The organism is Vibrio nereis NBRC 15637 (assembly GCF_001591105.1).
GTDB classification, from domain to species: Bacteria; Pseudomonadota; Gammaproteobacteria; order Enterobacterales; family Vibrionaceae; genus Vibrio; species Vibrio nereis.
This window is the reverse complement of the sequence record NZ_BCUD01000009.1, coordinates 106100-118695: the sequence shown is the minus strand read 5'-3', so window position 1 is coordinate 118695 and position 12596 is coordinate 106100. Positions and strand designations below refer to the sequence as shown.

Here is a 12596-nt window from a genome sequence, read left to right as displayed (position 1 = left end):
CTTAATATTTGGGGTTTAACGAGCCGGGCTAAATGTTAATCCTTCCGCTTGTTGTTCTGGCTCATATTCGTTAACAATTTTTTCGCACTCCTCACGTAGCTGGGGCACACTCAAACCAATGATGACTTGCACGGCCTGGCCACTTTTTACTAAGTTCACCGCGCCTGTACTCATAAAGTATTCAGCAGACTCGACTTTATCTGCATCTTTCACGGTCACGCGTAAGCGAGTCGCACAGTTGCTTAAGTCTGCAATGTTTTCGACCCCACCTAAGCCATGAATGGTCTCAAGTGCTTGAATTTGAAGTGGGCTGGCACTTTGATTGCCCTTACCCGTAATCCCGTGTTTTTTATTGAAATCTTCTTTGGTGTGCAGTTTCATCTCGCCCTCGCCTCGGCCCGCAATTGGCACATCGAACTTGACGATTAAGTACTTAAATACGAAGTAGTAAAGCGTGGTGAAACATAGGCCAATCGTAACTTGCGTCACCACCATGCTGGTATGGTTACCAAGCAATGGAATCCAGGTACCCGTTGCAAATTCAATTAAACCGCCCCCCATATTGCCTACGACACCGAAGCTGTACATCACCATCGCCATGGTGCCGGCAAGCAATGCGTGAATGGCAAATAGCCATGGGGCAATAAAGAGAAAAGTAAATTCCAGTGGCTCAGTAATACCAACCATGACCGCAGTTAATGTGGCTGGTATAAGTAACGCGGCAACCTTTTTACGGTTTTCTGCTTTCGCGGTGTGGTACATCGCGAGTGCAATACCTGTACAGCCAAAGATCTTGGAGTTACCGTGCAATGCAAAGCCACCAGCTGGGAAAAGGTCTTGCATCGCTTGACTAGATTGAGTGAACACTTCTAGGTTAGTAAACCAGTCCACTGCAATCCCATTTGGCGTCGCCACATTACCGAACACAAATGGGGCATACACAAAGTGATGTAAACCTGTTGGGATTAAGATGCGTTCAAGAAAGGTATAGAGCCAAACACCAAACGAGCCAGACTCAACCATGAAGTGCTGTAAATTTAAAATCCCATGTTGAATCGAAGGCCACACATATAAGGTTAACCAAGCAGAAGGAAGCATAGCGAAGAACGAGAGCATCGCTACGAAAGAAGCACCTTGGAAAATGCCTAAGTATGCGGGTAGCTGTTTTTCAAAGGTACGGTTATGAATCCAGGTAACCAAAGCAGAGATTATAATGGCACCAAAAATACCAGTATCGATGGTTTTAATACCTGCAATTTCGGTTAACCCTGAAGTTCCGCCGATAGGTTGAGAAAAGTCGACACCAAAAAACTCTCCCCAGAAACCTCCCATTGCACCAATAAAGTAGTTGAAGGCTAAGTATGAAACCATCACGACCATGGCGGCTCTGGCATGGGCAGTTTTCGCTAAGCCAATCGGTAGTCCAACAGCAAACAGTAGCGCCATATTTCGAAAGATGGTCCAGCCACCTTCTTCTATAACTTGTAACACTTGATAATACAGGCCACTTTTATCGGCCAAATCACCAACAAAAACCGGGTTTTTAAGAACAATGGTGAGCCCTACTAATATCCCGACAAACGGAAAGAGTAAAACTGGGGTAAACATTGCTCCGCCTAAACGTTGTATCGCACTCAACATGGCAGGAATCCTTAATTTGTTATTTATTCATCTTCACAGTGTTCCGTCTTTCGACACAGTCAAGTTACTCCCACTCCCCCAAAGAGACAAATTAAATACAAGCGAAACGTGATCGGATACAAATAAAAGACACTTTTGAGTTTTAGCTCACAAAACAGGACATATATACAACCTTTACACGTATATTTCGTGCTTTAAAAGCTTGTAATTGCGATGCACAACAACAAAGGTCATTGATTTGTACTGTTTATGATGTGATAATTTCATCAGAAATTAGAGAGGTAACGTATGCTTTATAAACAAGTCATGCAGGAGTTGAAAAACCGTATTGATTCAGATGAATTCGCGATTGGTGATACGCTTCCCACAGAAAAAGCGTTGGTTGAACAGTACTCTGTCAGCCGTATCACCATCAGAAAAGCGATTGAAGAGTTAGTTAAATTAGGTTTAGTGGAAAAGCGCCAAGGGGCAGGGACAACCATCATTGGTAAAACCATGGTCGGCTCCATGCTGGAATTAAAAAGTACAAGTGAATACTTTACCGATACAAGTAGCAGTCTTGAGTACAAAATTATTGAGTTTGCTTTCATTGATGCCGACGACGATCTTGCCAAGATCCTGCAGATTGAACGTGGTGAAAAAGTCTACTTCATCCGTCGTTTTAAACTGATCAATGGCGTGCCTTCTGTCTATGAAGACTCATACATGCCGATGGCGATGTATCCCAAAATGAATGTGATGTCGCTGGAAGGCTCTAAATACGCCTACCTAGAAAACGAGCTCGGTTTTGAGATTGATGGTGCCTTTCAAGACTTTGAGGCCATACTGCCCACCCAACATATGTGTGAGACATTAGAAGTCGAAAAGAACAAGCCACTAATGTGTATCTCATCGGTTGGCATTCTTACTGATGGCCGCGTGTTTGAATATACACGCATAGTTTCTAAACCAGAAACTATGTCTTACAAGCATTATCTCAAACGCTGTAAATAACTAGCTTAGCTCGTTCGGAAAAATGTATAAATCGACGTATTTTTACCAACAAACGACGCAAAAACTGAGATTATCACCCCCTATTCCCGACACTACTGTATACAAAAAAACGCCACATTTCCGTGGCGTCTTTGGTTAGGTTATTTGCCAGTATTTAGTGTAAATACACTAACATTTCAACATCATCACCTTGCTGAGAAGCTTGAAGCGAAAAATGCACGTAGCCCGTTTTATTGACAGGAATAACTAAGTACTCATTGCTGCCCGAATACTCCGACGCGTATTCATGCTGCTCGATCGTCGGCCAGTGTTCACGGCTCGCGTACAAATCCACATTCCCTGCCCCGTATGGGTCGTTGGCATCGGATTGACTCGACATCCAAACACGCACTTCTTTCACGCCTTCAGGCACATAAACGGCTGCGTAACGCTGCTGATTCACCGTAAGAACTTGCGCTTTACCTGACTCAAGCATTATGGGAGCCAAGTCATCCTGCTCTCGCGTCGTTGAGGTATGATCTTGCGCTTCTACTGAAGCCAGTAGGTTAAGCGAGTCGTAGCTATCGCGACCTGAGAGACTAATGTAGTAACGCCCAGCTTTAATGTAACCCGTGTGTTCTGGCTCAAATTGAATCTCTTCATTACTGCCAGCTATATTATGGCTCACTTCATAATCGTAATAGTGTGCGACTTTGTTGTAACTCATGTAAAGATCAGCATCGCCTGTCCCTTCTATCGTCACTTTAAACTGCGTGGTATTCGCTGGCACATCAACAAAAAACAGTTTCTCGCTATAAGTTTCCCCACTCAGTTGAATACTTTGGTTCGCTACCAGCTCAGTAACATTAGGGTCTCGATCACCTGGATTGGTACCCGGTTGCTCAGGTTCGACTTCTAACGTGTCCAGCCAACGAGCAAATTCGGCATCGTATTGTTGCCCAAGCTGTTTTACCTGTTGTGCCCACTGTGCAAACTGACCGGAGCGCGACAATACTAATAGGCTTTCAACATCTTGAGGATGATTTTCTAGCATGAACCGAACGGCCAGATAACCCCAACGATAAATACGATTTGTATCGTGCGAATAAGTGGTTTCAAAAATAGTAGAAAGGCTTACTTTACCCTTCGCAATCAAATCAATGGCTGCTTTGTAGCCTTGTTTATAGTGCATATATTCAGCGAGACCCTCTAGCCACCAAACAATATGGCCATGAGCAAGGTTATCGCTGAACGTACCGTATTGATTAAAACGCGCATCTAGGTAGTGCATGTATTCGTGTTCTAGATTCAAAATAGAAAGATCTTCGCCATTTGCGTAGCGATACGCGACGAAACGAGCAATATTATCTGCTTTTGATGGATTGCCCTCTAAGTATTGGCCTCCATTGTCGGTTGTGTTACCAAACAGAAATGAAGAGTAATCTACGTAGCTGCTGTTACTCGCAAAAACAGCCACTTCAACGCGCTCATTCAAGTCGTCTGCGACAGGTTGATAGCCGGTATTCACCACTTGATGGAAATCCGTTTCTTTCGCTGCAAGCACCTCACACGCTTTTTCCGCTTGAGCCTGACTTAAATCTTCAGAGCGAATGATCGCGGGGCCTTGGCACTCATAACGATTTGGCATCACACGTGCAGCCAGATCTTGTTTTGCTTGCTCGATGTCTAAACCATTGAGGCCATCTTGTGCATAAAAACTCATCATCTCAACGGCCGCTAACCACAGTTTGTCGTGCTCGCTGCCCAACGGGTGACGCTCAATCACTTGTTGCATTACGCGCAGTGCTTTTTGCTTGGTTGCTTGATCTGGGCTAGCAAGTAAACGGCCCGTTTCGCGTACCGCGTTGAAGACGATAAAGTTTGCATCGGTATCTAATGCCCACTCATTGTCGACAGCAAATCGCGCTAACGTATCAATATGCTGAGTATTGTTGGCTAAGTAACGGTAAAACGCATCATTCGATACATGGCCGGCCATTGAACGGAATAAGTTGTTCAAACCATCTACCCACTGGCTATCTTGCGCGGTTTCACGGTTAAAATGCAGCAAGGTTGCCATCATGGCATCCATCGTCAGTGGCAGTTGTTTAACGTTGTCGACCATTAAAGTCAGGCTCTTCATGGCGCCAACTTGCTCACGTCCCTGAGCTAATGCATGAGGATTATTAAGGAATAGATTGATCGACTGAGCGAAACGTTGGCTTAGTGCCTCGGAAAACTCTGGAGTACCCACACCAGCGTTATAGCGTACGTAATAAGCGGCGCGAACAAACTCACCTAGATTTTCCAAAATACGGGCTTGTTCAGCTTCACCTCGGTAGTGAGCGATTTCTTGATCGAGAGCGACTTGAATGAGGCTTAAACTCGCTTCGCTATAGATATCGTTGAGTGTCTCCGCCGGGGCAGAGAACCAAGCGTGGTAACAATTATTCTCAGCCCCAGAGACGGAAACGACTAAATCACTTGTTTGTTGAAGATCAGCAATCTCGCACTGATTTTGAGCAAACGAAAAGCCAGAAACACTCGCTAGCATACAAGCCAGCGCTAACCGGTGACGTGGGAAAAAATAGGTATGAGACATAACAACACTCATTGATTATAAAAATAACGTGAGCGGTATTTATATTCCTCAATATAAATTTAATGAAATAAGTATCATAAAAAATATGAGTCCAGTTCCTAAAATAGTATTTTTACTCTAAATTTAATTATATAAACATTTATTAACTCTTGGATGAAAATCAATATGAGTCAAAATTGACCCATATTATTAACTCATCAAAAACCAATATTTCAACATAAGTAAAATCTCTATAATTCAAAATATTAAAATATTTACAACAGTTTAAATAATGGGAAACCAATTTCCCTCTTAGTTGTTTAAATAAAATTTTTTATTTTTCGTAAAAATATAACTCACCCCTTATTTTATATTCGCTTGATAAAACACTTTGAACCATAATTTTCTGCGTCTAGTCAATTAATAGTTCTCATCGCATACTTGTGCCCTATTTTAAGAGATCAGGCACTACAAAAAGTCAGATAACACGTAAGACAGCCCATCAATGATTCCGCCTCTCCAACATAGTCGGTCATGGCCACCATCAAAAACGCGGTAATTAATCTGGTGCTGCTGCCTCGCAAGCTGATTGTATACATCTTGATTTAAGTCGATCATGATGTCTTCACCACTTCCCACCTCCATAAAGATGTTTAAGCACACGTTAGAACCTAGCCCATCGTGGATATTCTGGCTCATTTCACTGAGCAAATCGGGGGTTAAAGGTGGAGAGTACTCACTCGGTGGTTTAATAAGAGAAACATCCGGCCACCAAAATGAACCCGACTGACACACCACTAGGCCAAAACGGTCAGGCCAATTCAACGCAGCATACATAGCAGCTAAACCACCTAGGCTTTGCCCGACAATGGCGGTGCGCGCGGGCTCTTGAGTGATCAAAAATTTCTCTTCAATCAACGGAAGCAGCTCATTGGTTATTGCCTGCCAAAACTGAGGATTACAGCTTAAGTCTTTGCGCCGCTGCTGCCCGCTCACTTCATCAATCAAGACATAAACGGCTTGAGGCAGTCTTGCTTTTTGCGTTGCACATGAAAGCGCATCATAGATTGGTAACGAGTGCGACCAAAAACGCCCATCAAGCACTAACACTAGAGGCAGTGGATGTTCAGGGAAACCAGAGGCCGTCGAATAGACCCAAATCTCACGTGTTGTGTCTAGCAGATTACTGTGCCATTGAATAACATGATCCGCCTTGTGCTTGCTTTGTCCTGCGGCGTTATCAAATGGTTGCCAGTCTGCTTGCGCAAGCGCTTGTGGCATACACAAAGGGCTGGTTACCTTGCCCCAATCACAATGGTGCAGCCCTGCAGGGTTTAACTTGTCTCGGCAACTGAGAGGAAAAATCGCTCTTAGCCAGTCACGATGCTGAGCTTTTTTCTCTTCCTCACTCCCTGTGTATTCTGGCTGAGCCTGTTGTTCAGACACGGGTATAAACGCGTATCCCCCTCTCCAAGTCAGCTTGAGTCTGGCAATGTAGAACCATACATCCGTCCCTTCTATACGAGTCAGTCTAGCCATATTAAAGCTGTGATGATCGGTCACCCCGTTGATGTCGATATACACGTGTTCCACTTGAGAGATGCCATCGACTAAAGAATCGCGCCACAAAAACGCGACTTGCGCGTCATCTCCATCAACTGAGAGCGTAACTGGTATGCCTTCAAACTGTATGATTGACCACCATTTTTTATCACCAACCCTGCAATCCGTTCTTGCAAGGATGCTATCAATGCTAGTACGGCTTGTTTTCTCTTTGGTTTTAACAACTTCCGACAAGTGCCTATCCCACCTCATTATCTTCTCTCAATATGAAACAAATCACATTAAACAATTCTAACCATCATTGAAAATGAAAACAATTATCATTAAGATCCATGCCGATTCACACGTAGTTGTCATTACAATGCCGATGACTTTTCTTCATTTTGATTAAGGATTTTTCAGGTCATGAAGCCCATGGATTTAAGCAGTACTCCTATTTGTCGCACCAACAAAACTAAACTTGCAGTACTTATTGGTACAGCATGTTTAGGGTTGAACACGATGGCCTACGCCCAAGAGCGCGAAGACAGCAAGGTGACGAGTCTAGATACAATCGTCGTGACTGGTGAAAGACTAGGAGGAACTCTGGCGGAAAACACCAGTTCGGTGACGGTATTTACCGAAGAAGCGGACAACGGTGAGGATCGGACCTACTACGACTTACTGGATCGTGTGCCCAACGTTCTGAACGCGCCATCTGGGGTTCCTCATATACGCGGAGTTGATGGTCGCGGGCCTGGTGAAGGTTTCCTAACGTTCATGACGGGTGCAACGCCTCGCGTAAACACAACCGTGGACGGTGTATCCGAATCTTGGACTGGTGAAGCATTTGGCAAAGCAGGCCTTTGGGATACCGAACAAATAGAAATCTATAAAGGCCCACAATCTACCAACCAAGGCAGAAACAGCATCAGTGGCGCCGTGGTGATCAAAACAAAAGATCCAACGTTCTATACCGAGAGTAAAGTTCGTGCTGGCTATGAGAATGAAGACAACAAATACCATTTAGCTGGGGCGTTCTCCGCTCCGATTGTCGATAACAAGCTCGCTTTCCGACTTGCAGCAGAAGGGACAAAAGGCAATACACCGATTGATTACTCCCTCCCTAATAACGATCAATATCCATGGAATCCTTCGGATATCGAGTCTCACAATGTAAGAGGTAAATTGCTGTTTAAACCTTTGAATGACGATACTCTCACCGCGAAGCTGACCGTTGGGAGTCGTAACGAGGAAGGTCAATATACAAACCTAGTGTCAAAGGAAGGGACATTTGAATACACGGACCGAAGCGGTACACGACGACAGAAAACCAGTAGTTGGAACGTAAATCTGGATATCGCTTATCTGATTAATGACGAATTCGCTCTCGATGTTTTGTTAGCAAGACGCGATTATTCAACCGAGTTTGAAGCCTACCCCCGTATTACCTGGTGGGGTGATGTAGACGAGAAGAACTATACCGCAGAAGCCAAATTGTCTTATGACTCTCTGGATGAACGCTACAGTGCTACTTTGGGTATCGCTAGCTATCTAAAAGATCAGAACACCAAAACTGATTCAATGGATCGAAAAGATGACGTACAAACTCACGCCGTTTACTTTGATTCAAAACTTCAACTCACCAATCGTGTAGGACTTTTACTCGGGGCTCGCTATGAAATCGATGAGCTTGAACGCGATTTTGACCACTCTCGATTACCACTTGATTTCAAAGCTGACGAGCGCAATACCATTTTACTACCTAAAGTAGGCCTGACATTTGAAGTCTCTGACAACTCAATGCTCGGCTTAACAGCACGTAAGGGCTACAACGCTGGCGGGCTTGGTTATAACGAATTCCAACAAGATGTGTTTGTATTTGACCAAGAAGAAGTGTGGACTTATGAGCTTAGCTCTCGCTCAACCTTTATCGATAATAAGCTAGGCGTTACCGCAAACGTCTTCTATAACGACTACGAAAACTACCAAACCGTCGTATACGGCGACAGTGGTAATCGCTTTGACAACTACATCGACAATATTCCTGAAGGAAAAACATACGGCGCAGAAATCGAGACAACCTATGGCTTCGATTCAGGATTAGACGTTTTCGCATTCGCGGGTCTATTAAGGACAGAAATCACCCAAGGGCCTTCAGGAACCATTGAAGAACTGAAAGGAAAAGAGTTTAGCTATGCGCCCGACCTCTCTGTAGGGCTAGGCTTTACTCAACATTTAGACTCGGGGCTGTTCTTTGGTGCGCGCGTTAATCGTGTCTCTGACTACTACACTGACTTAGTCAATACAGAGAGTAAGACTGCTGGAAACTATACCGTGTTAAACCTGAATGCGGGCTATGCTGTCGATAACTTTACTGTGCGTGGGTACGTTAAAAACGCAGCCGATTCAGATTACGTAATACGACATAAGAACAGTATGTATGAAGTGGGTAACCCGCGTACGTTCGGTATTGTTGCTGACTACCAGTTCTAAGCTAACTCCATCATCTGCATCTACCTTGATCTCTAATAGGACAAACCCAGATCAGATGGCAGAAATGGTCTAGTTTAGGCACAATAACGAAAAAAGCCCGCTGATTACTCAGCGGGCTTTTCGAATGTGGCGGAGAGATAGGGATTTGAAAACTATCTGACGTACATTTACTTTAAGCCAAAGTCCTTTACTAACAATGTGTTATGATTTGTTGGCATGAGGGTTAATTGACAAATTCTGCCTTGAATGTATCAAAAGATCGTGACAGCGGCAATTTTATTTACAACAAAAAAAGCGCCCAGCTTTGGGCGCTTGATTTATCTCGAACACTTATCTTAAAAAGTACTTTCTGCATTACGCTGTTGCAGCGATTTGACTCCTCGAGAATAGTCTTTCCAATGTAGGTAATACTCTTTGATAGTTGTAGTGTTGTTGTGACCGACATATTCTGCGGTTTCTTCAAATGACATACCGCTTTCAATGCTATTGGTTATGAAAGAATGACGTGCTGGAGCAACTCCCCTTGGTTTAACTCCTGCTTTCTCGAAATAAGGAACGAGGGCGAGAGATAGTTTCTTAGCATCACCCCAACACTCCCCTTCCGGGTTCGTGAAGATGAACTTCTCTGTAATGCTGTTGTTATTAAGGCAGTAGGTAACATCTTTCCTATTTGGTTTTTGAATCATTTGAATCAACACTTCTTCCGATCGAGACGTTATTGCTAAGTTCCTCTTAGAACTATTTGTCTTCGGCGATTTCATATGACCTAAAGCCATGGACTGTTTGACTTGGAGTCTTGAATCATCTTGACTGTAAGAGCTTTCAGTTAGGGCGATTAGCTCACAAGGGCGTAGTCCCTCTCGAGCTGCAAATAACACTGCTTCAACAACGCCACTGCCATCTGCAACTGCTGCAAGTGCTCTTAGTTCTTCCTTCGTATAGGGAAGTACGAAATTAAGATCATCCTTGGCGTATAGCTTGATCCCATTCTCGAACGGATTCCGGCGTAACTCACCAATTTTTATGTAGTGAGAGAACAATATCTTCAACACCGTTTTGATGTTTTTACGCATTTTAGTATTGTATCCATCACCTCGTCTGTGAGGAATATTCGGTAGGATCTCATTCAGAAATTCCTCTAGATCATGTGCGGTAACGTCTTTAAGGAGTTTCTTGCCTAGAAATTTGGTTACTAGATTTAAATTGCTGCGATAAGCAGCTTTCGTCGTTTTAGCTAGATTTGAATCAAGCTCAATTACTTTACGGAAACAGTTAACAGCAGTCTTTACCGAAATTCGTGTTACGCGTTTTATAGTCATTACGTCGGCCTCTATCGTTTGGTGACGAGACGACTTTAAAAGTTGAAATACTGCCAGAGCAAATTTAGTTGAAAAATCAGTGTTTTTTGATCAACTGTTGATACACAGTGTTTTAAACGTGCAACACAAACAAGCAGTTCGAACAAAATTTAGACAGGAGAAAGTTAGCTCCACCTGTCTAAAAAGCTTCTTATTTCATTTTATTGTTGATAGTGAGGGTGAATGACGAAACCCTTAACTGATTTAGCCGAGGAGCCTATCAAAATCCGAGCCTCTTTTATGTAACCGTGAGCAAGGAGAGTTTCGATAGCCTCATGACGTTCTTCAGCTTTTGTAAGGTTTTTCCAACCTTTAGTGGACAGTTGGGACATCGTAAACTGTCCATTGAGTTTGTTTAGGCGAGACAACAAAACTGACGCAGGGCTGTTTTCACTACTACTATTTTTTGCCGATGCAATGATGCGGTATGCATGAGAACGTAGATAGCGCATCCAAACCATTGCTCTATTTAGGCTCTCTATACCAACAGTCGTTTGAGGCATAAATTCGCCATCGGGTGAAGTTTTGAATGCCTCGTCGAGCAAATGAAATGTCATGGCTAGTTTTGCGCAGTGTTCTAGTCTTTTTACATGATACGACTCCAGCTCTGTTGGAGATGTGAGTTCGTCTCTCAGTGCTTCTTCTGACCACTTACTCCATTTTTTTTGTGCTTCGTAGTCGAACTTGAGTACGATAGGCTCTCTCGGGGTATTTAACTCGGCGAGTTTTGAAAAAGTGTGGAATACATCGTTAGATGCACGCTCTGAAACCTTGCAATCAGTGACTTTTCGCTGGTTTGAAGTCGGGTAAACCGACATTTGTAGACAACGCTCTAAAAATCCATCAGCGGCTTGTCCATTCATAGCAGAAGTGATGAGTGGTTTTAACATGTCAGGCTGAATACCGCCGAGGAGACCAACAAACAGTTGTTCGAGAGTGACATCTTCTCGTCCTACTCGCCTAATAACGTAAGAATTTCGCTTACCGTTAAACGCTTCTAGGTATACGCTTCGCTCGTGAGAACGGTTTGGTTGGTTAAATATATTCAGCAGCCCGCTAAGCTCATCTCTAACCACGGTAAGTCCACTAGGGTTAGATTGTGCGCAAATGGTAAGAGCCTCAATCGTACTATCGTTTATATAGATATCTCGACGATCGACAGAGGTAGGTTCAACTAGTGCAGCGAGACTATCGGCAATTTTAGATATTCTCGTATCATCGCCTTGCTCTAGTGCTTGCTCTAGATCCTTTTCTAATGTGGACTGCATCTGATCAAACCGTTTCTTTTTGATCTTGTAGACGCTTTCTTGCTTTTTTACCTGCGGAGAAATAACTTCTTTTTTAACCCTGTCTACGAAAGAATTGGCAGAGCTTAAAGCTGGCGTTTTTCTTGCGGAGGCTTTACCTACGAGTAATGACCAAATAGTAGCAGCTATTCGCCACGTATCATTTTTCTTCGGTTCGATCTCTACATTACTGCCAATAATTCCAGCCCCCATTACAATAAGTGACACGGCTAGAAAGTCTGGCGCCATATTATCGATACTGAAAGACTTCTCTCGAACAAATTTTTGTATCGCACGGGGGAGCATTTCATCGCGAAGTTGCATTACTTCAGGTAAATTGATTTCACTCAATGGTATGGGTAAGCGCCACATCCCTGTATTGCCTGTATTGCCTGTATTGCCTGTATCCGTCTCGAAATCGAGTTCCAGTTCGAGCTGAGCAGGGTCGTTCTGTTGCGAACGCATCTCTTTTTCCGCTTTCTCCTTTGTTTTATTTGCAGTAGCAACCTGATTTACAGTTTCTATTTCTGGCAACAATAGTTGCGTATGATGCTCTTCCGTAGAAGAGGTAGATAAATGATTGTGTTTCATTTTTTTATTTTGTTTTAAACAAAGTTCATTTATCCAAAACAGAAAATCAAGTGCCTACTTAAAATTTTTTAGTTGGCTGGCTCCATCGGATACTCCAAGGGAGTTAAGAGGGTACCCCTCTTACAAGTA

General features: G+C 43.5%; 7 protein-coding genes. 2 read left to right on the top strand and 5 right to left on the bottom strand.

The genetic code is table 11. The features are described 5' to 3' along the window. Window positions 1-15: 15 nt before the first annotated feature. Window positions 16-1641: an alpha-glucoside-specific PTS transporter subunit IIBC gene (locus VNE01S_RS11620; RefSeq protein ID WP_053394476.1), complete on the bottom strand. Its 1626-nt coding sequence runs from the start codon at window positions 1639-1641 to the stop codon at window positions 16-18. A gap of 288 nt (window positions 1642-1929) precedes the next feature. On the opposite strand from VNE01S_RS11620, the gene VNE01S_RS11615 reads away from it, so the two are divergent. Beyond that, entirely contained in the window at window positions 1930-2634 is a 705-nt protein-coding gene (locus VNE01S_RS11615; RefSeq protein WP_053394475.1) for a GntR family transcriptional regulator, read from the top strand. A 154-nt stretch (window positions 2635-2788) separates the two neighbouring features. Here the strand turns inward: VNE01S_RS11615 and VNE01S_RS11610 are convergent, their stop codons facing one another. Together VNE01S_RS11610 and fes are read right to left on the bottom strand one after the other, a co-directional pair. Beyond that, the gene (locus tag VNE01S_RS11610; protein WP_053394474.1) at window positions 2789-5215 is read right to left on the bottom strand and encodes a M9 family metallopeptidase; all 2427 of its coding nucleotides are present in this window, start codon (window positions 5213-5215) and stop codon (window positions 2789-2791) included. A 447-nt stretch (window positions 5216-5662) separates the two neighbouring features. Next, window positions 5663-6991, bottom strand: a complete 1329-nt coding sequence (gene fes / locus VNE01S_RS11605; protein WP_053394473.1) for an enterochelin esterase — start codon at window positions 6989-6991, stop codon at window positions 5663-5665. 267 nt (window positions 6992-7258) lie between these two features. Between fes and VNE01S_RS11600 the strand changes: the two genes are divergently transcribed. Then, window positions 7259-9232: a TonB-dependent receptor gene (locus tag VNE01S_RS11600; RefSeq protein WP_373278550.1), complete on the top strand. Its 1974-nt coding sequence runs from the start codon at window positions 7259-7261 to the stop codon at window positions 9230-9232. A 335-nt stretch (window positions 9233-9567) separates the two neighbouring features. Here VNE01S_RS11600 and VNE01S_RS11595 read toward each other — a convergent pair whose 3' ends face one another. Together VNE01S_RS11595 and VNE01S_RS11590 are read right to left on the bottom strand one after the other, a co-directional pair. Then, window positions 9568-10551 carry a tyrosine-type recombinase/integrase gene (locus VNE01S_RS11595; RefSeq protein ID WP_053394471.1) on the bottom strand — a complete coding sequence of 328 codons (984 nt, stop codon included), beginning with the start codon at window positions 10549-10551 and terminating at the stop codon, window positions 9568-9570. 200 nt (window positions 10552-10751) lie between these two features. Beyond that, window positions 10752-12467, bottom strand: a complete 1716-nt coding sequence (locus tag VNE01S_RS11590; protein ID WP_053394470.1) for a DUF3987 domain-containing protein — start codon at window positions 12465-12467, stop codon at window positions 10752-10754. Between the last annotated feature and the right edge of the window lie 129 nt (window positions 12468-12596).

What these genes read in the sequence shown, in the direction of transcription:
- VNE01S_RS11620 (WP_053394476.1), bottom strand. Translation starts at nt 1,641, where the DNA reads ATGTTGAGTGCGATACAACGTTTAGGCGGAGCAATGTTTACCCCAGTT.
- VNE01S_RS11615 (WP_053394475.1), top strand. Translation starts at nt 1,930, where the DNA reads ATGCTTTATAAACAAGTCATGCAGGAGTTGAAAAACCGTATTGATTCA.
- VNE01S_RS11610 (WP_053394474.1), bottom strand. Translation starts at nt 5,215, where the DNA reads ATGTCTCATACCTATTTTTTCCCACGTCACCGGTTAGCGCTGGCTTGT.
- VNE01S_RS11600 (WP_373278550.1), top strand. Translation starts at nt 7,259, where the DNA reads ATGGCCTACGCCCAAGAGCGCGAAGACAGCAAGGTGACGAGTCTAGAT.
- VNE01S_RS11595 (WP_053394471.1), bottom strand. Translation starts at nt 10,551, where the DNA reads ATGACTATAAAACGCGTAACACGAATTTCGGTAAAGACTGCTGTTAAC.
- VNE01S_RS11590 (WP_053394470.1), bottom strand. Translation starts at nt 12,467, where the DNA reads ATGAAACACAATCATTTATCTACCTCTTCTACGGAAGAGCATCATACG.